Genomic DNA, 21,741 nt, shown 5'->3' on the forward strand with positions numbered 1-21,741 from the left:
CCCTATCTTCCTTTGACATATTCTTTTAATATCTCCTTTACCTTTTCAAAATCTGCCTCATTTATAATTTTATCATTTATGATAACATTTGGAGATTTATCACAATTTTCTGTACAAAAAGTTCCTACCACCTCTATATTTCTTGCCCAATCTTCTTTTTTTACCAAGTCAAGTAACCCATTCAAAATCTTATATGATCCCTTCATATAACAAGATGTACCTAAGCATACTTTAACCTTTATCTTTTCTTCTTCTGGCAAAGGCAGAGGTAAAATAGGTACTTCATTTTCAGGTATTCTTCTCTTTGGAGAATAAGTAGTATGTAATACTTTATGGGATGATTCACTTAAGGGATTCCCTAAATATTTACTGTACAGGTTCATTAAATAAGGATTTTCCTGTGGAGAACTAATAGGCATAATATTACTAAACTCTTTAAGTATTCTTGCTCTATTTTCTCTTATTTTTGAATCATTTGGATAAGGCTGTCCACCACCACCTACGCATCCATATGCACACGCCATGACTTCTATTATATCAGCATCAAGAATCTTATGCTTAATATAATTCATCACTTTCTTTGCCTTTCCTAAACTAAAAATTACCATGCCAACAATTTTTTCTCCATCCTCAAGCTCAATCTCAATTCTTCTTATTCCTTTTTCTACTTCCTCATTCTTAATATTTTTTATTTTTACCTCATCTTTCAGGACAGAAAGTACAGCCCCCAAAACACCCCCACTTTTACCAAAACTCAAGCCTCCTTGAGAATAAATGTTGAATGGTCTATCAAAAGTTTCTGGAAGTATCTCCTGAATATTTATACCACTTGCCTTAATTATTTGAGCAAGCTCTCTTGTGGTCAATACTACATCTACTACACCTTTATGCTCTTCCCGTTCAGCCTCATATTTCTTTGCAGTACAAGGCATTATAGAAACAAGGAAAATATCATCTTTATTTATTCCTTCCTCTTTTGCATATATTTCCTTTATTATGCTACCAAGAGCCTGTTGAGGAGATTTAACTGTGGAAAGATTATCAATATATTGGGGATAAAATTCTTCTACATACTTAACCCAAGCAGGACAACAAGAAGTAAACTGAGGAAGTCTATCTCCTTTTCTCCATCTTTCTAAAAATTCATAGGCTTCTTCATAAGCTACAAGATCCGCTCCAAAAGGTACTTCAAACACCTTTGAAAAACCAAGCATTTTTAAAAAGGCATTTATTTTTCCTGAAATCAGTACATCCTCTTTTAAATTAAATTCTTCTTGAATTGCGGATCTTACTGCTGGAGCTATCATTCCAATTACAACCTTATCCTTTTGACTCAATGCTTTATATAACTTACTTACATCATTTCTAATGGATAAGGCTCCAGTAGGACAATAAGCCACACATTGACCACAATATACACACTCTGTATCCTTTAACTCATGATTAAAAGCAGGAATTACATCAGTTTTAAATCCTCTTCCAGCAAAATCAATTGCAGAAACCCCTTGCACTTCTTCACAAATTCTAACACAATCCCCACAAAGAATGCATTTCGAATTATCTCTAACAATAGGTGAAGAAACATCTTTTATTTCGCTTCTAACAAGATTTTCATATCTAATATCTCTTATACCAAAAGCTTTAGCATATTCTTGTAACTTACAACTCCCATTTCTTTCACATGTGGTACAGTCTCTATTATGGGATGCAAGTAAAAGCTCTAAAATACCTTTTCTTATTTCATAAATTTCAGGAGTATTCGTCTTTATGCTTAGCCCTTCCTTAGGTTGTAAATTACAAGATGGAACAATTTTACCATCCATCTCTACAAGACATAATCTACATGCCCCATAAATAGATGCTTCAGATAGATAGCATAAATTAGGAATTTCTATTCCTACTTTCTTTAAAGCCTCTAATACATTTCTTTCCTTCCCATCAATTTCAACTTCCCTACCATCCACATATATTCTCATCTTTAGCATTCCCCCTTATCTAATCTCTATAGCTTTAAACTTACATCTCTCAAAGCATGCTCCACATTTGACACATAACGACTGATCAATGGTATAGGGTTTGCCCCTTTCTCCTCTTATAGCTCCTTGAGGACAATAACGTGCACAAAGTCCACAACCTTTACAAATATCTGGATTTATAACATACTTCTTAAAGGCAGTACACATACCACTGGGACAAACTCCCTCAATATGAGCCACATATTCGTCCCTAAATAGCTTTAATGTACTTAATATTGGATTAGGAGCAGTTTGACCCAAACCACATGCAGATGCTGTTTTGATAAGTTTTGCAAGAAACTCTAAATTCTCGAGATCCTGATAAGTTCCCTTTCCCTTGGTAAATCTTTCTAAAATATTATAGGCTTGCATAAGTCCCTCTCTACAAGGCACGCATTTTCCACAAGATTCTCTCTTAGTAAAGTCAAGGAAAAATCTTGCAACCTCAACCATACACGTCTTTTTGGTCAAAACCACAATTCCTCCAGAACCAACCATAGCCCCTACTGACTTTAAAGAATCGTAATCAAGTGGTAAATCAAGAAATTCTTCCGAGAGGCAGGCTCCTGAAGGACCACCTATTTGCACTGCTTTAAATTCCTCATCATTTAAGGTACCCCCACAAATATCATAAACTATTTCCCTTAGAGTTGTGCCAAATTCTACTTCTATAATTCCTGTTAGTTTTAAGGGTCCTGTTACTGAAAACATCTTAGTACCAGGAGAATTGGGTGTACCTCTTTCTCTATATTTTTTAGCACCATCTCTGATAATCTTGGGCACATTTGCATAGGTCTCTACATTGTTGATTAATGTTGGATAACCCCAAAGTCCAGACTGGGCTGGAAATGGTGGACGAGGACGCGGTACTCCTCTCTTTCCTTCTATAGAAGCTAAAAGAGCTGTCTCTTCCCCACAAACGAAAGCTCCTGCCCCTTCCTTTATTTCAATATCAAAAGAAAATCCTGTTCCTAAGATATTTTTCCCAATTAAGCCTAAGCCTTTCGCATCTTCTATGGCTTTTCTAAACATTTCTACTGCAATAGGATATTCTGCTCTAATGTAAGCAAAACCTTGATTAGCCCCAATAGTATAGCCAGCTATCAACATACCCTCTAAAACAGCATGAGGATCTCTCTCCAAAAGAGTACGATTCATGAAAGCCCCAGGATCTCCCTCATCTCCATTACATACTACAAACTTTTTATCTCCTTTACTTAATCTTGTGGCTTCCCATTTTAATCCTGTAGGAAAACCAGCTCCTCCTCTTCCCCTAAGCCCTGAATCTTTTATTTCCTGAATTACTTTATCTGGATTCTGCTCCATTAAAACCTTAATAAAGGAACTATATCCCCCTCTTCCCATATAGTCATCAATACTATCACACTCACATCTTCCTATATCCTCCATAACATAGAAATCCTGAGCCTTATAAAATTTAGCTTCCTCGAGGCTTAAAACTCTATTTCCAGTAGCAGGATCAACAAATAATAACCTTTCAACAGGTTCACCTTTTATTATTGTCTTCTCAAAAATTTCCTGAACATCATCCAACTTTACATTAGAATAAAAGTAGCCATAAGGCATCACTATAACCCATGGACCTGAAGAACACCTTCCACAACATCCTGTTTTTCTGACAGGTTCATTGTGATCTTCCCTTATTTCTTTTAAACTTCCCTTTATTCCATGAGTATGAAATAATCTTTTTAATTCTTGGTAGATCTTAGAAGAGCCCTTAGCAACACAACCCGTACCCAAACACACATATACTGATAAAGAATTTAATTTTTCTCTTCTCTCTGCTTTCTTCCTTTCAATATAATCTAAAGCTTCTTCTATACTTCTAAGCATTTTCCCTCTCCCTTTCTTTCAAATTTTTTATAATCTCTTTCACTTTTTCTGGATTTAGATTCCCATAAACTTCCTCATTTATAACCATGGCAGGAGCCAAAGCACATGCCCCAAGACATCCTACCTGATCCAAACTAAAAAGCAGATCATCAGTTACCTCTCCTGGCTTTATGTTTAGCTCTTCTCGAATAACCTCGATCAAACCTGTTGAACCAGCCATATGACAAGCAGTACCATCGCAAACAAGAATTGTGTATTTTCCCTTTGGTTTTAAGGAAAATTGAGCATAAAAAGTAGCAACACCATAAATTTTTGCTGGAGACAGGTTTAGAGCTACACTTATATAATTTATTACCTCTTCTGGGATATACCTATATTCCCTCTGCACATCCAAAAGAATCTTTATGAGATTGTCCTGACGATACTCATGTTTTTTTAGTATCTCTTCTACTTTGACAAAACTTCTTTTTATATCATTCACCCTTACATACCTCCTTATTTAAAAATATTCTATAGAGACCAATTTCCCTTTATTTCTTAAAATCCTTGCAATATCCTCAACAATCCTAACCTTTATGGATATGTCATAACAAAAGAGAGGATTTTGATATACAGGATTAATGGCTTTTCCAACCATAAAGTTTATACAATCTGCATCCAACAGTAAGTCTAATAGGATCCGAGCCCCATAACCTAATACGCTATCCTGCCCATCCAAGAATCTAAAAACCTGGGTCAATGTGATAATTCCTTCTGTAATGAGATCTATGCCCTCCATAATACCAATTGGAGGAGAATCGTCCGATATTGTATGTAGATCAATTCTTATTTCTTTATTTAGATATTTACTTACTATTTGAGCAGTTGTACCACCACATATTACTTTTGAACCTATTAAATTGATAAACTTGTTAACTACCATCTCATCGAGATCAGGACTTGATGGGGGACCAACCAAAACATTAACCTGTTTATATGGTCTAAAATACAAAGAGCATACAAGAGCATCATCTCCCTTTAATCCAAAATCAAGTTTTTTAGTTTTATCTATCAAGTATTGAACAATCTCCTGAGGAGCTATCTTATGCAAAAGAAGATTTCTAATCTCCCTTTTTACATTATCTAAACCAAAACCTAAAGGATAGTTCTTAGAACCTAATCCTGCTTGTATTACTCCATCCGTCATAACAAAAACTATATCTCCAGCCTCAACCTGTATGTTTGTATAAAAAATTTCTTTATCTAATATATTCTGCTTATCCTTAGGAATTGGAATATATTGATTTCCCCTAAAAAATAAAACCGCAGGAAACTCGTATTCTACTATGTGTAAAGTATCTATCTCTCTTTCAAAAAGAAGATTTACAAAGTTTGCATAACTTATCCCTCTTACTTTACAAACTGGGAGAGTAGCCAATATGCTTTTTAAAGTATCTTCAATAGGTATATTGTTAAAAAGCATTGTTGTTGCCATAGAAGCTGTTAAAGTTGATAATATACTTGCCTTTATACCACTTCCAAGCCCATCAGATACTGTGATAGCAACTTTCTTCTCATCCCTTTTTATCTTGATGGTATCTCCACAAACTTCTTCTCCCTCTTTGTTTTTGTAGGCATAATAAATTTTACAAGTCAACATCTTCTTCAAGAAAATTTTTAAATTTTAGGAAATAACTTTTAGTTTCAGCTATAGACTCTCCAAGTATACTGGAAATCTCTTGGGCAAGATACATTTGTCTATTAATTACTTCTTCTATTTTTTCTAAGGCTTCTTTCTTTAAATTTTTCAGTCTCTCATCCTTTTGTTTCTCCGCAGTAACATCAATGAGAAGAGCCACTTTACCATGACTTTGTGGCAAATTAAAAAATTTTACAAAAAATACATAATTCTCATTATCAATAGATAGCTCAATATAACTTTTCCCACTTTCAATTTCCTCTAAAACATAGTCAATTAGCTCCATTTTATCTTCAAAAAATTCTTCGCCTTTCGGATTCAAATAAAGAAGCTTATTATTCTGGTAAATAATCACTATGTTAGGAATTCTCTCAATAATTGTATTACTAATAGAAGAAACCTTATCTATTAGGTAGGTAATACACATCTCTTTTTCTGCATTTCCCAAAACAACAGCAATTGCCTTTTCTCTACAACTCGAATAGCCACAAGCCCCACAATTAAGATGTTTTTTAGGAGAAGTTTTCCCCATCTCTCTTAAAACTTCTTCAATCTTCTCTGGTGGAACATGAATCTCTTTACTTTTTGCAAAGAATTCCCTTTCTATTTGTAAATCAACTTCTTCTGGATTAACTATCTCTCCAGATAGTTGGGATAATCTTCTTTCAAATTCAAGGATTCGCTGTCTTTTTTCAAAAAGGCTGGTATCTTTTCTAATAGCAGGACCTCCAATACACCCTCCAAAACACGCAGAAGCTTCAATAAAAAACTGAGTTTTAAAATTTTCTATATTTTCAAATATCTTAACAATATTATCTATACCTTCCAACACTAAATAATTCTCCCAATTTCCTCCCACAGTATTATTAATACCGCCACTAATTGGATAAAATCTTCCTCTGTTTGGATATGGTGGATCAGGATAGGTTTCAGGAAGTAAATTGATATTTACCTTTTCCATACTAATAAACTTATCCAGCTCTTCAAAAGTTAATACAACATCTACTTTTTCATCATCTAATTTTTTGGCTATGCATGGTCCAATAAAAACAATAGGATAATCTCCTACATATTGTTTCATAAAATTTGCATGTACATTCATTGGAGAAAGAAAAGGGGCAAGATAATTAATAACCTTTGGATAATACTTCTCAGCAAGATTATAAACTACAGGGCATGAAGTGGTAATAATAGACTTATTCTTATTTTCATGAAAACTTTTTCTATAATAGAAAGATACTATGTCAGCACCAACAGCAGTCTCCTGAATAAAAGTAGCTCCAAGTTTTCTTAAAAAAGTAAGAACTTTCAAAGGCTCATCATAATGAGCAAAAAAGGAAGGAGCTATAGAGACTAAAAAAGGTTTCTGAATAATTTCGGAAAATCTTGGTAAATCTGAAATGTAAGTTCTTGCTTGTTGAGGACATACATCTATACACACACCACATAGTATGCAGTCATCATTTAAAACATAAGACTTTCCCCTGCTAAACCTTATAGATTTAACTGGGCAATTTCTTAAGCATTTATAGCAATATTGGCAATCAATCTCCTTTGTAATAATTATATTTTTGTTCCTCATAATTTTTACCTAATTGTTAATTTTTTAACGTTATAAATTTAACGTTATTTTTTTCACGATTAATTTTAAAAAAAGAATAATACCATGTCAAATTAAAATTCTTTAACATTTGACATAAACTCTCTTCTTAGGATATATTTAAAAAAAATATTTTAGGAGAGATTTAGAAATTTCCATTTTGAATTTTTTTTATTATCTCACAGGTTGGATTATCTTCTTAAATCTCAGATTTATAAAAGAGGAAAAGCCCTCTAATCACCATACTATTTCCGTAATAATTCCTGCAAGAAACGAGGAGCACAACATCGGAAAATTGCTGAGGAGCCTAATGAGCCAATCATATCCAATCCATGAAATTATTGTAGTAGATGATAATAGTAGTGATAATACCTCTCAAGTTGTTAAGAGCTTTCAAAATGTAAAACTTATCTCTTTAAGAAAGGAACCTGATAATGGATGGCTTGGAAAACCATGGGCTTGTTGGAATGGATACTTACATTCAAAGAGTGAAATTTTAATTTTCATTGATGCAGACGTAGAATTAGATAGCAAAGCTATTGAAAGTATTGTAGGAACATTGGAAAAAAACGAAGGACTAATATCAATTTGGCCCTATCAAAGATTAGAGAAACCTTATGAACATTTAAATTTTGTCTTTAATATGGCTACAGTGGGGTCAATGGTTTTAATAAAGTTTCTTAAGAATAAACCAATAGGTGCTTATGGACCTTTAATAGCCACCTTTAGAAAAGATTATGAAAAAGTGGGTGGACACTTCTCCGTAAAAGATAAGGTTATTGAAGATGTAGAATTGGGAAAGCTCTACATGAAGCACAAATTGAAAGTTCATAATTATTTAGGAAATGGGATCGTCAAGTTTAGGATGTATCCAAAGGGATTAACCCAGCTATATGAAGGAATAACAAAAAATATAGGACGCGGAGTTATTTCTGCTGGTTTTATAAATTTTCTGGTTTTATTTCTATGGTTCACAGGAATATATTCCTCTATCTTCTCTTTAATTTTCGACAAACAGGTTTTTATGTATATTCTGTATATAATTCAACTTTCTATATTCAACAAAAAGTTAGGAGACTATAATATCTTAGATAATATTCTTTATCCTTTTCATTTTCTATTCTTCCTTTTTATTTTCTTTGTTTCATGTATAAAGACCTTTTTTCTTAGAAAGGTAAAATGGAAAGGAAGGGAGATAAAAGTATAATGAGAAATCTATTAGTTATTATAATCCAGTTCATATCAGGCTCCATCATGTATTCTTATTTAATTGCCAAAATGCTTCATATAGATTTAAGAAAGGTAAGAGATGGAAATCCTGGAGGCTACAACCTTTGGATTTCTGCAGGTTGGAAATTTGGTCTGTTAGGCATCTTTCTTGACTATTTTAAAGGCATGTTCCCACTAAACCTATTTATTCATTATGGCATTGTTACTGAGCCAAATATAATCTCATTAGCTGCCCTCGCAGGAATAGCAGGACATGCCTTTTCCCCCATGTTATATTTTAATGGCGGTAAAGCAATTGCTACAAGTTTTGGAGCCTGGACACTGCTTACTAATGGAGAGGCTGTCCTTTTTCTTGGCATTATTCTTCTAATATTAGTCTTAATATTCGGCACAACAACCCCTGAAGAAGATGCCAAAAAAGTAATAGTAGGATTCTCATCTCTTTCTATTTATGTAGCCTATAAAGTATTAACAGGGATGTCCCACTTACTTATCCTTTATATAGGTAATCTTTCTATAATATATTATAAACATAGAAAAGAACTATTATATAAAAGGTCTAATAATTAGAATCTTTTAAAACAATTCTCAAAACCTCATCACACTGCATATTAGCCACAACTGAGACTTTTGGAGCATATGGAGGAATGGTAGAATTGTCACTTTCAAAATCCCCAATGATAGTAGTATTTTTAAATCTTTTTATAGATATCTTCTCTACATCCCCAAAACCACAAACACCATTTGCCATTACAATTTTCTTGTTTAACATATGTGCCGTTTCTAAAAGTAGTAGCTTTGTCTCCTTATCATCTACAGCCTCCACAATTATGTCTCCATGAGATAGTAGCTTATAAACATTTTCCCTATTAATAAACTCCTGAAAGGTTAAAACATTTATATCTTTATTAATCCTTAAAAGGTTTTCTTTTAAGGCAATAACCTTGGGAAGCCCAATTTGATCATAAAAATAAGCTTGTCTATTTAGATTTGAAATCTCCACATAATCATGATCAATTAGATATAAATGGCAAAAACCAGATCTTACTAAAGATACAGCAACATTAGAACCAAGACCACCACAACCAGCAATAACAACCTTTGTATTTTTTATCTTATCTAATTGCTCTTTTTTAAAGTATTTAAATAACATTTCATCAAAATTCATAAAGTTAATTTTCACCTCCCATTCTTGTGTCTATTTTTCTATCTTAGGTTATTATTATATAATAGCATGTGAAGTTTAATAAAAGGGTGAGATTATGTCAAAAAGACGACCTCTTATTATATTGTATAAGATTTTTGAAAAAATTAGGGATGAAAACTATCCAAGCTTAGATAGATTAACAAAAGAAATTAGCCACGAATATGGAGAAATTAGCAAAAGAACCATCAAGAGATACTTACAAACCCTAAGAGATGAGTTTAATCTTCCTTTAGAATACAGTAGAAAACACGGAGGCTACTTTTTCCGTGAAAAAAGTAACTTTCCCTTTCCACCTCTTACAGAAGGAGAAGTTCTTGCTTTAATACTTAGTGCCAATATGTTTCAACAATTTCAAAATACACCTTTAGAAGAAGACTTTAAAAATCTTCTAAATAAGATAGTATCTATTTTCCCAGATAATACTACTATTGACTCAAAAAATTTAGAGATGGCTCTCTCTGTTTCTATACATCCTATTAAATTGAGAGTAGATATTAATGATGTCTTCAAAAAAGTATTTAAAGCAATTATGGATAAAAAAAGAATAGCAATTAAATATCACTCTATATCTACAGGTGAAGAGAATTTGAGGAAGGTAGATCCATACCATATATATAATTATGAGGGAGTATGGTATTTCTGCGGTTATTGCCATCTAAGAAAGGAAATGAGAGACTTTGCTATGGATAGAGTAAAAGAGATAAAAATTTTAGATGAAAGATTTGAAATACCCAAAGATTTCAACATTAAGGATTACTTCAAAAATGCCTTTAGAGTTTATAAAGGAGAAAGTGAAAGGATTAAAATTAAATTTGATGAATTTCAGGCAAAGTGGATTAAGGAAAGAATCTGGCATGAAACCCAAAAAATAGAAGATTTAGGAAATGGAGAGGTAATTTTGGAAATCACAGCAAATATCGATGAGGTAAAAAGGTGGGTATTAAGCTACGGATCTCATGCAGAAGTATTAGAACCAGCAAAATTAAGAGAAGAAATTAAGAAAGAAATTGAAAAAATGAATGAAAATTATAAAAGCTAAAAGGGAAGGATTCCTCCTCCCCTTTTTATTATTCCTTCACCAAAACCTTCTTAGGTTTACACCTTAAAGCAGGGCAATACTTTTCTTTTGAATGATTTAAAATCTCATCTCTAAAATATTTCAGTGCTGAATTTACAGGAAGATGTACGGATTGTCCAAGAGGGCAGAAGGAAGTATCTTTCATTACCAAACTAATATTTCTCATCTCTTCTAAATCTTCCTCTGTTCCTTCAAGGGAAGCAAATTTCTCAATTATATCTACCAGTTTTTTAGTTCCTACTCTACAAGGGGTACATCTTCCACAAGATTCATGCTTGAAGAAGTGAAGTACGCTCTTCAACATATCTACAATACATGCATCCTCATTCATAACCAAAATAGCTCCAGAGCCAAGTACAGCAGAATACTCCTTTAAATTATCAAAATCCATTTTAACATCTAACATTTCTTCCCCTAAGAAGGCTCCTGCAGCTCCTCCTACTAAAGCACATTTAAACTTCTTGCCATCCTGAATTCCACCACCATACTTATAGATAATATCTCTTAGAGTAGTTCCCATCTCCACTTCAATGAGACCTGCATTAACAACATGTCCCAATATGGTATACACTTTTGTACCTGGACATTTTTCAGTACCAAACTTTCTAAACCAACTTGCACCATTCCTAATTATCTCTGGAATATTTGCTATAGTCTCCACATTGTTAACGGCGGTAGGCTTTTCCCAAAGTCCTCTTGCTACAGGATAAGGAGGTTTAATTCTTGGAATTCCCCTCTTCCCTTCTAAGGATTCTATCAAGGCTGTCTCTTCTCCACATATATATGCTCCAGCGCCCTTCTTTATATAAATATCAAAATTAAATCCTGTTCCTAAGATGTTTTCTCCAAGAAGACCGTATTCTCTGGCAGTATTTATTGCTTTTTGCATTCTTTCAATTGATAATTTATACTCTCCTCTAATATAGATATATCCAGCTTTAGCTCCTATTGCATAACCTGCAATAATCATACCTTCAACTATTCTAAAAGGATCGCCCTCTAAAATTAATCTATCTTTAAAGGTTCCTGGCTCTCCTTCATCCGCATTGCATAGTATATACTTTTCATCACCAGGAGACTTTCTTGTAAACTCCCATTTTAAGCCTGTGGGGAATCCTGCACCACCTCTCCCTCTAAGACCTGAATCTTTCACCTCCTTTATTACATCTTCAGGAGACATTTCTGTTAGTGCCTTTGCTAACCCCTCAAAACCTCCCGTCGCAATATACTCCTCTATACTTTCAGGATTAATAACTCCAGAATTTTTTAATACTATTCTTTCCTGTTTCTTTGTTAGACCTACCTCCTCCTTAGGAATAAAAGTAGGAGGAGTGGCAGATATAATTAATCTTTTTAATGGTCTTCCCTTTATAAAATGCTCTTCCACAAGCTCTGGAATATCTTCAACCTTTACATTCCCATAAAATACTCCCTCGGGATATACCACCATTACTACACCTTTCCCAATAACCCCTAAAGGACCTGTCTCAATTACGCTCACTTCATCCGCCAATCCTCTTTTCCTTAGCTCTTCAAGAAGAGCGGTCTCTACAGCCTTTGCTCCTGCAAGAAGAGTATTAGCATCTATAGAAATAAGCACATGGCTTCTTGGTATAGTCATAGTTCACCCCTCTTTTCCTCTAAAATTTTCTCCACCTTTTCAGGCGTTAGATTACCGTACACCTCATCATTAATCATCATTGCAGGAGCAACAGCACATACTCCTAAGCAACTGGTTAATTCCAAAGTGAATGCTCTATCCCTTGTAGTTTCTCCTACATCAATTCCCAGTTTTTCTCTAAGAAAATCCAATAAAGACTCAGAACCCATTAGGTGACAAGGAGGTGAATCACAAAGTCTTATTACAAATCTGCCACGTGGCTTAAGGCTAAACATGGAATAAAAAGTAGCTATTCCTTCAACATAGCTATAAGGCAATTTGAGGTATTGGGAACAAAGTAAAATATCTTCTGGGGTCAAATAATTGTAAGGGTTACTATTTTGGAGAGCATGGAGAATATCTAAAATATTATCTTGGGTAGGAGGAAAACTTTTTATAATTTCTTCTTTGGTAGGCATAGTACCTCCTTCTCCATATAAAAGATTTATAATACACCTTGTAAAAAGAATATCAATTAAATTAAAGAGTGTCAAGCTTTGTCTTGGTAATATATAATATTTAAAATGATGGAAATATTTCTTATAAGGCATGGTGAGACTGATTGGAATAGAGAGGGAAGATACCAAGGCAGGACTGATGTCCCTCTCAATGAAAGGGGAAAAAGACAAGCCCAAGTACTGGCAGAATTCCTTTATCAGGAAGGTATTTCTTTGATTTTTAGTAGTTCCCTAAAGAGAGCCATAGAGACAGCCAAACCCTTAGCAGAAAAACTAAATCTGGATATAAAAATTAGAGATAACTGGATTGAGTATGACTTTGGTGAGTGGGAAGGTTTAACTATAGGTGAAGTAATCTCAAAATATCCTGAAATAAGTAAAACTTGGGTTTACAATACAGAGAAGGCGAAAATCCCAGGAGGAGAAGATTTCTTATCCGCTTATCAAAGAATTGAAAAAGAAAAAGAATTCCTATTATCCAATTTCAGTAACGAGAAAATAGCCATATTCACTCATGGTGCAATAATAAGAATAGCTATCTCAGTATTTCTCGAGATAAAATCCCTTGGTGTAGGAAGGCTTACTATAAGTTCCTGCTCAGTAAATCATTTCAAGACAAATAGAGATAACCGTCTAACCTTGGTAAAATTAAATTACTTATACCCCCATGAAATATTTAGTGATAAAATAAATCCATGAAAATTTGCCCATGTTGTGGTAAGGAACTAATCCCTAAGAGGGTTCTCAACTTTTATGGGGGATACATAGAGATCGATTTATGTCCCAATTGCAGTGGTGTTTGGTTTGATAAGTGGGAATTAACATATTTAAATCCCAAAAGTGTAGATCAGATAGTTATAAACCAAAGTAGCATAAAATGTAAACCAACAGCTTGCCCAGTAGATAACACTCCTCTTTCACTCCTCAAAGATCTCCTTATCCCAAAAGAAATAGACATTTATTATTGCCCAACTTGTTTTGGCATGTGGGTATCAAGCTCTGCATTAACAACTTATGCTAATTACCGATTAGAAAAATTAGAAAAACAAGCAAGACAAACAAAAGAAATTCCTCAACTTGAGGAAAAAATAAATAAGCTTTTAGAATTAGAGAGATTAAAGGAGCCTACATTAGAAGACTATGAGAATAAAATAGCAAATTTTGTATCCATAGTAATTACTATATTAAGAATTCTTTCCCACTTCATCAAATAAGAAGGAGGGATAATAAAATGGGTATGACTATAAAGGAAGTAAGCGAAAAGTATGGAATCTCACAAGATACATTAAGATATTATGAGAAGATTGGGTTAATTCCTAAGGTAAAGAGGAATAAAAATGGCATAAGGGAATATTCCGAAGATGACTGCAGATGGATAGAATTTATAAAGTGTATGAGAAGCGCAGGAATTGAAATAGACGCTCTCCTAAAGTATGTGAAATTAATGCAAGAAGGAGAATCTACCTTAGAAGCAAGAAAGCAAATATTAATTGAGCAAAGAGATAAAATTATAGCCCAAATTGAGGTTATGCAAAGAGCCTTAGAAAAACTAAATAATAAAATAAAAAATTACGATATAATGTTATCAAAATTTGAAAAAACCCTAAGAAAATAGTTAAAGTTCTAATTTTTCTATACTATATACTTTGTCGCTACTTTCCTTATAATAAAGTACATCTGAATAATTAAAATTTTCTACTGACTTCAATATAACCCAAGGTATATAGCTTTTGTACTCTTTTAATTCCTGAAAACCAGATGGTTGCAGATCAATGTACCTTCCAAAAAGCTCTCTATTCTTTCCATAAGAGATACCAATTAGAACATTTCTCAATTCCACATTTCTTATATTCCTATCCTTCCCCCATATTACAATTCCATTCTCAGACCTTGCAATCAAATTCTCAATTTTTATATCTTCTATAAAGTTTCCAGATTCAGGGGCTTGAATAACTAAAGGTTCGCCTTTTCCCCACCATGTTCCTGCATATATGTGGGTATCCGCTATAACATTACTAATATAGATATTCTTCACATATCCTTTACTCCCATTGGCAAATATTCCTATCCCTCTATTGGAATTACTTATTATTAGGTTTTTTATCTTTACATCTTGAACCTTACTATCCAAATGCCCTATTCTTACCCCTGCAGATCTTGTCTCCATGAAACAATCACTTATCATCACATTCTCACAAGGTTTATCCCAATTAGTTATTCCAGTTAGAGCTATACAATCATCTCCACATACAAACTTGCATTCTGAAATAGATACATCCCTGCATGAGCATAGATGGACTCCATCACTATTTGGTATTCTAAGATTATTGATAATTTTTATTCCCCTTATTCTAATTCCTTCTGAGGAGTTTATAGAAATAGTCCAACAAGGAGAATCTTTAAAGGTCACATTCTCAATAGTCAAGTTCTTGCAATTATAGAAAAATATAGGTTGATTAGGACGTTCCAATGGTTTTGCTTCTGTCTCCTCTATCTGTTCTGGAGTAAGAAGATCTATATTTTCAATAGGATTTAAGGTCTTTGAAAAATCAAAAAAACTCTCCCCAGAAAGATCAATAACTCCCTCCCCTTTAATAGAAATATTATCCTCATTTAATGCATAGATGAAGATTTTACATCTCCCCATTCATTATGCTTATAACCTATGGCAGAATAATCATTAAAATTATTTGTTGCTTTAATGGTAGCCCCATAAGATATAACTATTTCTACATTAGACAAAAGTTTTATGGGCTTACACAAATAAATTCCAGGAGGGAAAATTACTCTACCCTTTATTTCACTACAATAATCTATGGCTTTTTGGATAGCTAATGTATCATCACAAATTCCATCCCCAATAGCCCCAAAATCCTTTACATTTACCTCCATAAAAAAACCTTCCCTACTCTACACAAAATCCTTTATAATTTTCTCAAGCATCTCTTTTGGATCATTTATCTTTCTATACAATGGTTCTCCATCTAATTGGGGTAAAAGTTCTTCATAAGTTGGTCTATCATTTTTATAAATTACACCAATTGGAATTCTATCCCCCCACTCTAATGCCTTTTCAAAGGCACTTTTAAAATCATAAGGATTGTAATCTTCTGGTAATTTGTAAACTCTCTCCATGTACCATCCAAAGGTATTCACTTTGTTAAAAGTTACACAAGGCTGAAGTATATCCAAAAGAGCAAAACCTTTATGGGTGATTGCAAGCTTCATCATCTCTGTTAGATGATCCTCATCTCCTGAGAAGGACCTTGCTACAAAACTTGCTCCTAAAGTAATTGCCAATGCTATAGGATTCAGAGGTGGATAAAGTACACCAAAGGGCTGTACCTTTGTTTTCATTCCCACATCACTTGTAGGGGATGCTTGTCCTTTTGTTAATCCATATATTTGATTATTATGCACAAAAACTTTTATGTTAACATTTCTTCTAATATTATGGATTAAATGGTTTCCTCCCTCTCCATAGGTATTGCCATCTCCTGACTCGCATATTACTATTAAATCTTTATTAGCAATCTTAGCACCTACAGCATTAGGAATATCTCTTCCATGCAATCCATTAAAAAGATTACATTTAAAATAATGAGGAGCCTTTGCTGCTTGACCAATTCCAGAAACCATAAGTACCTTATAAGGAGGGATGTTAAGCTCTGATAAAGCTCTTTTGATACATTTTAAAATAGAAAAATTACCACATCCTGGACACCAAGCAGGAACCTGATTATTATCATACTCGTTTAAATTCACCCCATGATTTTTTTCACCCCTTCAATAATTTCATCTGAAAAATAGGGCATTCCATTATACTTTACTAATCCCTTTTCTACATTAATACAAAGCTCTTTTCTTAATAACCCTGCAAATTGCCCCTGATAGTTTCCTTCTATAGTAAAAAGCTTCTTATTTTTAAAATTCATAATGGTTTTTTTAGGAACTGGATAAATGTCAGAAAAATGTAAATGTCCTATTTTATAGCCTTCTTTTATCAGTTTAGATATGGCTTCCTTAATTGCTCCATAGGTTGAACCCCATCCAATAAATACTACTTCAGGATCCTCAACTCCAAAGTATAAGGGTTCTTCTACTTCTTGGTATAAAAGTTCAAGTTTCTTCATGCGTTTATTAACCATTTTCACTCTTATTTCTAAATCTTCAGTAATATGTCCCTCTTCATCATGCTCATCACTATCAGTAATCACAAGTCCCTCAAATTCTCCTGGAATTGCAAAGGGAGATATTCCATCTTCTGTAATCTTATGTCTCAAATAATCCTTACTTCCCTTAACTCTATAACTCTTATATTCTGGCGGATTTAACCCCTCTATCGTCTTAATAGAATCTATCAGATACTGATCCGTTAATATTATGGATGGAATTTGGTACTTTTCAGCTAAATCAAAGGCTTTTATAGTCTTATAATAGGCATCCTCTTGATCTCTTGGTGCACAAACATATCGTGGAAATTCTCCATGCCCCGCATGAATAACAAAATTCAAATCCGCCTGTTCGGTTCTTGTAGGAAGACCTGTAGCTGGTCCAGGTCTCTGGGCTATATGAATTACAACAGGTGTTTCAGTCATCCCTGAAAGACTTAGTCCCTCCACCATTAGAGCAAAACCTCCTCCTGATGTGGTCACCATTGATCTTGCTCCTGCAAAAAAGGCTCCAATTGCCATATTTATTGCAGAAATTTCATCCTCCGCTTGTTCTACTACAATATTAAAATCCTTCTCATAAGTAGCTAAAAAGTTCATAACTGCTGTTCCAGGCGTCATTGGATAAGAGGATAAAAATTTACAATTTGATACGATAGCTCCAAGTCCAACCGCAGAACCACCATTCAATAATAACCTTTCCTTTAATGATATTTTAGGAAACTCTTTACATTTTGTGTTTAAAGATAGACCAAAATTATATCCTTCCTCTATTGCAACAATATTTTTATTCAGATCTTCTCCTTTAAAATTTTCTGAAATTATCTTTTTCATAACCTCAATATCACCATTACTCATTGCTACAAGCGCCCCACAAACCACAGTATTTTCAACAATTCTTGTCTTTGTCTTCTCTACTGCGATCTTTCTCATAGGTATTCTTAGTATCTTTTTACTTTGGGAATCAATTTTCATCTCTGTATCACAGATAATATATCCTCCCTCTTTTACTTCATGCTCATGTAAATTAATAGTCTCATTATTTAAAGCTATCAATATATCTACATAATTATTATCAATGCTATAAACTTCACTATCAGATATCCTAATTAAGCTAAAGTTATGCCCACCTCTTATTCTTGACTGGTAACTTTCCATAGTTAGGATGTAATATCCCATTCTATGAAAATACTTAGACATTAGACTGGATATGGTGGCAATTCCCTGTCCAGCAGAACCACCTATTAAAAGTTTACATTCCACAATATCACCTCACTCTTTTAACCTTTTAAGAAGATCTTTGAGGGGAGGAGTATCAAACCACTCTTTTTGGGTGATTTCGTTTGTATAAGCCTTATATATCAAAGATATTAACTCCTTTAATTCCTTTGGTAAATGGGGAGGGGTTGAAACATAAGACTTCCAATTAAATCTATCCTTTTTCTTTGCAAGCTCTACTTCTTTATACCACTCAGTATCTCTATAGTATATTCTTGCAATCTCCTTACTAACAGGTATTCCATCATAGGTAAACCTGCACTCATCAAGAGTTCCCACAGCATCTACAAGCATAAGATCCCTTTCCAGCCCAAAAGCATATTCTACTTTTCCATCCTCATTTTTTAAGTTTATTCTTTCAACAGTTTTAGTAATCAAGTCATCAATTAGTAATGTTGTCTCAATCAAGTTTCTAAACTCCTCATCAGATAGGTTACTTATTTCTTGTGCAGTTTTATAATTTAAATATCTATCATTAACCTCTAATTTAGTAGAGAAATCTACTATGGGTTTTTCTAATTTATCTCCAGGCTTTGGCATTTCCTTCAATCCTAAATCCTCAAGAGTAATGCTCCCTTCCTCTAATCTTTTAAAAACAGAGGAGCCTTGAGGTAGAGAATTTCTATAGATCACTTCTAAGGGAAGAAGAAAATTATAACGTTCTTTTTTGAATATGGAGTAATCATAAATGTTATCTTTTAACTCTGGTTTTAAAACTCTTACCATCTTGAACTCTAAAACATTACTGGGATTCTTAAGTTCACTTAAGGATTTTGGAGTATCATTCTCCACAATTCCTAAATAATGAGTTTTTATTCCTATATCCTCTAACTTTTCAAAAAAATAAGCGGTTGCAATACAAATAGCTTTTCCTTTATCATCAATGTGATCTGGCATCTCTCCATAATCAAAAACAGAATATCTATCTGAAAAGATAAATCTGCCTCTTCCTAAACTGCGTTCCGTTGGGGGTTCTAAAATTATTAAGTCCTTTACACTGCCCATGTATAAAAATCACCTCCAAAAACTTTGTTAAAGTATAAGGGGAAAATATAATTATAGTCAATATAAAAAAACAAAATCCTTCACATAGAAAAAGTTGCCCTTCATACTGCTATTGAAATATATGTTTAATGGTAATAACTATATCCATGTTAGTCCATCTTAAGTGTTACTTTCGTTATTACCATACATAATAGGGTATTAAAAAATTTAATATTAATTGTAGTCAAAATCTATTGACAAATGTAACTTTATAAATATACTATATGGTGTATTATGATAAAGGAGGTGTTATAGAAATGACTAAGGCAAAAGTAGTAATATTCACTACAACTCATTGTCCTTGGTGTAGGGCTGCAAAAGAATACCTAAGACAAAAAGGTGTGAATTTTTATGAAATAAATGTAGAAAGAGATCCAAAGGCAGCTCAGGATCTTATTAGATTAACAGGACAAACAGGAGTCCCTGTTATTTTAATAAACAATAGACCAATTGTTGGTTTCAATAGACCATTAATTGATCAATTACTAAAACAATACGAGGCATAGGAGGGATTTAAAATGCCAAATTTAGCTGTAGATAAAGTTCAGCCATTAGATGATAGAGTTCTTATAGAAAGGGCGGAAGGGGATGAAAAAACAAGCTCAGGTATATATATTCCTGAGACAGCAAGAGAAACACCAAGAATTGGAAAGGTTATTGCTGTAGGGACCGACGAAGATTTAAAAGAAAAAATAAAGGTAGGAGATTACGTAATATTTGGGAAATATAGTGGAGACGAATTGGAGATCCAAGGTAAAAAGTATCTCCTCTTGCAAAGAAATGATATTTTAGCAATAATTAGAGAATAAAAATTTTAATCACCATTCTCACCCTCCCTAATATTTTTGAAGGGCGGTCAAATATTGACCGCCCTTTAGCTTTTGTTATAATATGAAAAATTTACAAGGAGGAGTATCAAACATGTCAAAGCCATTAGTAATTATTGTTATGGGAAGTGACTCTGATCTTCCTATAATGAAAGAGGCAGGAGAAGTATTAAAATCTTTTGGAGTAGATTACGAGATTACCATAGCCTCCGCCCATCGTAGCTTAGAAAGAACTATTAATGTTATTAAAAATGCAGAAGAAAAAGGAGTAGAAGTCATAATTGCTGGTGCAGGGGGTGCTGCGCATCTTCCAGGAGTAATTTCAGGTATTACTACTTTACCTGTTATTGGTGTCCCCATAAAGACATCCTCCCTGAATGGCTTGGATTCCTTACTCTCAATTGTTCAAATGCCATCTGGCGTTCCTGTAGCAACAGTTGCAATAAATGGAGCCAAAAATGCAGGTCTCTTAGCTATTCAAATTCTTTCTATTAAATATCCTGAGCTCAAAGAAAAACTTAAAGAGTATAAAGAAAAAATGAAAAAAGAAGTAGAAGAAAAAGCAAAATTACTCGATGAAGTTGGGGTAGAAGAATATCTAAAAACGAAGAAAATATAATATTTCTCCTAAGATTGCCATCAATAGCAAGCGGAGAGGTATATTTCCAAAGTTTATATAGGATAAAAAGATTGAGATTAGAAATATTATAAAGCTTTTGAAATCCAATAGAGATGAAGAAACAATACTGTAGGTAGCAGATATAATTAAGGCAAAGGTCATAGGTCTCAAATTTTCTAATACCCTTTTAAATTTATCACTATTTAATTTATGGAAAAAATAAGAAGAGGAAAAGACAAGGATAAAAGGAGCAAATACCGAAGCTAATGTGGCAATAGCAGAGCCTAAAACACCAGCCATTTTATATCCTATAAAGGTAGCAGAATTGATTGCAATAGGACCAGGAGTAATTTGTGATATAGCAAGTACGTCTATAAATTGGGTAGAAGTAAGCCATTTCTCTTGTATAGTAACAAAGTACCTTATAAGAGCAATAATTGCATATCCCCCACCAAAACCAAAAAGCCCAATTAAGAAGAATACTCTGATCAATGCCCAGTATATACCCATAATATAGAACCAATTAAAGCTAAAATAATTATATAAACAGGATTTAGTTTAAACAAAATTAATACCAAAGTAAATAGTATGGCAATTATTATCTTTATATAAGTAAATTTGTATTTTGATAATATCTCGTATATGCTGAAAACCATAAGACCAGCTATTGCAGGGCGAAGCCCATAAAAGAGCCCCTGCACAAATTTATTTTCCTCAAATCTGAGAAAAAAAATAGCAATAACAAGTATAGAGACAAAAGAAGGAAGGATCACAGCAGTTGCACTAACTAATGCCCCTTTTAACCTCTTCAATCTATAACCGATTGCCACTGCAAAATTTAATGCAATAGGACCTGGAAATAACTGAGCCAATGTCAATGTTTCTAAAAATTCATCCTGAGTAACCCATTTCCTTTTTTTAACAAACTCCTCCATAAAGAGAGGAATCATCACATACCCACCACCAAGAGTTAGCCAACCAATTTTCAAAAATACCCAAAAAAGATCAATATAGCTCATAA

The 21,741-nt window shown here is 33.5% G+C and carries 22 protein-coding genes and 1 pseudogene; 9 read left to right on the forward strand and 14 right to left on the reverse strand.

The window, feature by feature from the left end; all coding sequences use genetic code 11:
- Positions 1–2 precede the first annotated feature (2 nt).
- Genes CBR30_03240 through CBR30_03260 form a run of 5 tightly spaced genes read right to left on the reverse strand, consistent with a single transcriptional unit; the run spans position 3 to position 7,129 of the window.
- Complete coding sequence (locus CBR30_03240; protein PMQ02020.1) at positions 3–1,976, reverse strand: iron hydrogenase; 1,974 nt, start codon at positions 1,974–1,976, stop codon at positions 3–5.
- Between the two features lie 15 nt (positions 1,977–1,991).
- The gene (locus CBR30_03245; GenBank protein ID PMQ02021.1) at positions 1,992–3,869 is read right to left on the reverse strand and encodes an NADH-quinone oxidoreductase subunit F; all 1,878 of its coding nucleotides are present in this window, start codon (positions 3,867–3,869) and stop codon (positions 1,992–1,994) included.
- Entirely contained in the window at positions 3,862–4,341 is a 480-nt protein-coding gene (locus CBR30_03250) for an NADH-quinone oxidoreductase subunit E (GenBank protein PMQ02078.1), read from the reverse strand. Before CBR30_03250 ends, CBR30_03245 begins: the two co-directional genes overlap by 8 nt.
- A 27-nt stretch (positions 4,342–4,368) precedes the next feature.
- The gene (locus CBR30_03255; GenBank protein PMQ02022.1) at positions 4,369–5,508 is read right to left on the reverse strand and encodes a stage II sporulation protein; all 1,140 of its coding nucleotides are present in this window, start codon (positions 5,506–5,508) and stop codon (positions 4,369–4,371) included.
- Complete coding sequence (locus CBR30_03260; GenBank protein PMQ02023.1) at positions 5,495–7,129, reverse strand: ferredoxin; 1,635 nt, start codon at positions 7,127–7,129, stop codon at positions 5,495–5,497. Before CBR30_03260 ends, CBR30_03255 begins: the two co-directional genes overlap by 14 nt.
- A 169-nt stretch (positions 7,130–7,298) precedes the next feature.
- On the opposite strand from CBR30_03260, the gene CBR30_03265 reads away from it, so the two are divergent.
- Positions 7,299–8,354, forward strand: a complete 1,056-nt coding sequence (locus tag CBR30_03265; GenBank protein PMQ02024.1) for a glycosyl transferase — start codon at positions 7,299–7,301, stop codon at positions 8,352–8,354.
- Positions 8,351–8,947, forward strand: a complete 597-nt coding sequence (locus tag CBR30_03270; protein ID PMQ02079.1) for a hypothetical protein — start codon at positions 8,351–8,353, stop codon at positions 8,945–8,947. Before CBR30_03265 ends, CBR30_03270 begins: the two co-directional genes overlap by 4 nt.
- Here the strand turns inward: CBR30_03270 and thiF are convergent.
- A complete protein-coding gene (thiF, locus tag CBR30_03275) occupies positions 8,937–9,545 on the reverse strand; it encodes a thiamine biosynthesis protein ThiF (GenBank protein PMQ02025.1) in 609 nt (202 codons plus the stop codon). The two genes, CBR30_03270 and thiF, sit on opposite strands and share 11 nt — an antisense overlap.
- A gap of 94 nt (positions 9,546–9,639) precedes the next feature.
- Between thiF and CBR30_03280 the strand changes: the two genes are divergently transcribed.
- Positions 9,640–10,623 (forward strand): WYL domain-containing protein, encoded by a 984-nt coding sequence (locus CBR30_03280; protein PMQ02026.1) that lies wholly within the window; start codon positions 9,640–9,642, stop codon positions 10,621–10,623.
- 28 nt (positions 10,624–10,651) lie between these two features.
- Here CBR30_03280 and CBR30_03285 read toward each other — a convergent pair whose 3' ends face one another.
- Together CBR30_03285 and CBR30_03290 are read right to left on the reverse strand one after the other, a co-directional pair.
- Entirely contained in the window at positions 10,652–12,283 is a 1,632-nt protein-coding gene (locus CBR30_03285; GenBank protein ID PMQ02027.1) for an NADH-quinone oxidoreductase subunit F, read from the reverse strand.
- Positions 12,280–12,741 carry an NADH-quinone oxidoreductase subunit E gene (locus tag CBR30_03290; GenBank protein ID PMQ02028.1) on the reverse strand — a complete coding sequence of 154 codons (462 nt, stop codon included), beginning with the start codon at positions 12,739–12,741 and terminating at the stop codon, positions 12,280–12,282. The genes CBR30_03285 and CBR30_03290 overlap by 4 nt, the downstream gene beginning before the upstream one ends.
- A gap of 105 nt (positions 12,742–12,846) precedes the next feature.
- On the opposite strand from CBR30_03290, the gene CBR30_03295 reads away from it, so the two are divergent.
- Genes CBR30_03295 through CBR30_03305 form a run of 3 tightly spaced genes read left to right on the forward strand, consistent with a single transcriptional unit; the run spans position 12,847 to position 14,395 of the window.
- Positions 12,847–13,479 (forward strand): phosphoglycerate mutase, encoded by a 633-nt coding sequence (locus CBR30_03295; GenBank protein ID PMQ02029.1) that lies wholly within the window; start codon positions 12,847–12,849, stop codon positions 13,477–13,479.
- A complete protein-coding gene (locus CBR30_03300; GenBank protein PMQ02030.1) occupies positions 13,476–13,994 on the forward strand; it encodes a hypothetical protein in 519 nt (172 codons plus the stop codon). The genes CBR30_03295 and CBR30_03300 overlap by 4 nt, the downstream gene beginning before the upstream one ends.
- A gap of 23 nt (positions 13,995–14,017) precedes the next feature.
- Positions 14,018–14,395: a MerR family transcriptional regulator gene (locus CBR30_03305; GenBank protein ID PMQ02080.1), complete on the forward strand. Its 378-nt coding sequence runs from the start codon at positions 14,018–14,020 to the stop codon at positions 14,393–14,395.
- Here the strand turns inward: CBR30_03305 and CBR30_03310 are convergent.
- The 4 genes and pseudogenes from CBR30_03310 to CBR30_03325 all read right to left on the reverse strand — a co-directional run bounded on the left by CBR30_03310 (position 14,396) and on the right by CBR30_03325 (position 19,235).
- A pseudogene (locus CBR30_03310) lies at positions 14,396–15,672 on the reverse strand (glycoside hydrolase).
- A gap of 18 nt (positions 15,673–15,690) precedes the next feature.
- Positions 15,691–16,545, reverse strand: coding sequence for a 2-oxoacid ferredoxin oxidoreductase (locus tag CBR30_03315; GenBank protein PMQ02031.1), 855 nt, complete (start codon positions 16,543–16,545; stop codon positions 15,691–15,693).
- The gene (locus CBR30_03320; protein ID PMQ02032.1) at positions 16,542–18,215 is read right to left on the reverse strand and encodes an oxidoreductase; all 1,674 of its coding nucleotides are present in this window, start codon (positions 18,213–18,215) and stop codon (positions 16,542–16,544) included. The genes CBR30_03315 and CBR30_03320 overlap by 4 nt, the downstream gene beginning before the upstream one ends.
- Positions 18,216–18,224: 9 nt before the next feature.
- Complete coding sequence (locus CBR30_03325; GenBank protein PMQ02033.1) at positions 18,225–19,235, reverse strand: phosphoribosylaminoimidazolesuccinocarboxamide synthase; 1,011 nt, start codon at positions 19,233–19,235, stop codon at positions 18,225–18,227.
- Positions 19,236–19,531: 296 nt separating this feature from the next.
- Between CBR30_03325 and CBR30_03330 the strand changes: the two genes are divergently transcribed.
- From CBR30_03330 to purE, 3 genes are all read left to right on the forward strand, one after another.
- Positions 19,532–19,780 (forward strand): NrdH-redoxin, encoded by a 249-nt coding sequence (locus tag CBR30_03330; GenBank protein ID PMQ02034.1) that lies wholly within the window; start codon positions 19,532–19,534, stop codon positions 19,778–19,780.
- 12 nt (positions 19,781–19,792) lie between these two features.
- Positions 19,793–20,083, forward strand: a complete 291-nt coding sequence (locus CBR30_03335; protein PMQ02035.1) for a co-chaperone GroES — start codon at positions 19,793–19,795, stop codon at positions 20,081–20,083.
- A 112-nt stretch (positions 20,084–20,195) separates the two neighbouring features.
- The gene (gene purE / locus CBR30_03340) at positions 20,196–20,720 is read left to right on the forward strand and encodes a 5-(carboxyamino)imidazole ribonucleotide mutase (GenBank protein PMQ02036.1); all 525 of its coding nucleotides are present in this window, start codon (positions 20,196–20,198) and stop codon (positions 20,718–20,720) included.
- On the opposite strand, the gene CBR30_03345 is transcribed toward purE, so the two are convergent.
- Both CBR30_03345 and CBR30_03350 read right to left on the reverse strand, forming a co-directional pair.
- A complete protein-coding gene (locus CBR30_03345; protein PMQ02037.1) occupies positions 20,700–21,230 on the reverse strand; it encodes a chromate transporter in 531 nt (176 codons plus the stop codon). The two genes, purE and CBR30_03345, sit on opposite strands and share 21 nt — an antisense overlap.
- Positions 21,209–21,739, reverse strand: coding sequence for a chromate transporter (locus tag CBR30_03350; GenBank protein ID PMQ02081.1), 531 nt, complete (start codon positions 21,737–21,739; stop codon positions 21,209–21,211). Before CBR30_03350 ends, CBR30_03345 begins: the two co-directional genes overlap by 22 nt.
- Between the last annotated feature and the right edge of the window lie 2 nt (positions 21,740–21,741).

The organism is Dictyoglomus sp. NZ13-RE01 (assembly GCA_002878375.1).
Classification (GTDB): domain Bacteria; phylum Dictyoglomota; class Dictyoglomia; order Dictyoglomales; family Dictyoglomaceae; genus NZ13-RE01.

Excerpts from the sequence above, each read along its gene's own strand:
- CBR30_03240 (PMQ02020.1), bottom strand. The coding sequence starts at position 1,976 with ATGAGAATATATGTGGATGGTAGGGAAGTTGAAATTGATGGGAAGGAA.
- CBR30_03245 (PMQ02021.1), bottom strand. The coding sequence starts at position 3,869 with ATGCTTAGAAGTATAGAAGAAGCTTTAGATTATATTGAAAGGAAGAAA.
- CBR30_03255 (PMQ02022.1), bottom strand. The coding sequence starts at position 5,508 with ATGTTGACTTGTAAAATTTATTATGCCTACAAAAACAAAGAGGGAGAA.
- CBR30_03260 (PMQ02023.1), bottom strand. The coding sequence starts at position 7,129 with ATGAGGAACAAAAATATAATTATTACAAAGGAGATTGATTGCCAATAT.
- thiF (PMQ02025.1), bottom strand. The coding sequence starts at position 9,545 with ATGAATTTTGATGAAATGTTATTTAAATACTTTAAAAAAGAGCAATTA.
- CBR30_03280 (PMQ02026.1), top strand. The coding sequence starts at position 9,640 with ATGTCAAAAAGACGACCTCTTATTATATTGTATAAGATTTTTGAAAAA.
- CBR30_03285 (PMQ02027.1), bottom strand. The coding sequence starts at position 12,283 with ATGACTATACCAAGAAGCCATGTGCTTATTTCTATAGATGCTAATACT.
- CBR30_03290 (PMQ02028.1), bottom strand. The coding sequence starts at position 12,741 with ATGCCTACCAAAGAAGAAATTATAAAAAGTTTTCCTCCTACCCAAGAT.
- CBR30_03295 (PMQ02029.1), top strand. The coding sequence starts at position 12,847 with ATGATGGAAATATTTCTTATAAGGCATGGTGAGACTGATTGGAATAGA.
- CBR30_03300 (PMQ02030.1), top strand. The coding sequence starts at position 13,476 with ATGAAAATTTGCCCATGTTGTGGTAAGGAACTAATCCCTAAGAGGGTT.
- CBR30_03305 (PMQ02080.1), top strand. The coding sequence starts at position 14,018 with ATGACTATAAAGGAAGTAAGCGAAAAGTATGGAATCTCACAAGATACA.
- CBR30_03325 (PMQ02033.1), bottom strand. The coding sequence starts at position 19,235 with ATGGGCAGTGTAAAGGACTTAATAATTTTAGAACCCCCAACGGAACGC.
- CBR30_03330 (PMQ02034.1), top strand. The coding sequence starts at position 19,532 with ATGACTAAGGCAAAAGTAGTAATATTCACTACAACTCATTGTCCTTGG.
- CBR30_03335 (PMQ02035.1), top strand. The coding sequence starts at position 19,793 with ATGCCAAATTTAGCTGTAGATAAAGTTCAGCCATTAGATGATAGAGTT.
- purE (PMQ02036.1), top strand. The coding sequence starts at position 20,196 with ATGTCAAAGCCATTAGTAATTATTGTTATGGGAAGTGACTCTGATCTT.
- CBR30_03345 (PMQ02037.1), bottom strand. The coding sequence starts at position 21,230 with ATGGGTATATACTGGGCATTGATCAGAGTATTCTTCTTAATTGGGCTT.
- CBR30_03350 (PMQ02081.1), bottom strand. The coding sequence starts at position 21,739 with ATGAGCTATATTGATCTTTTTTGGGTATTTTTGAAAATTGGTTGGCTA.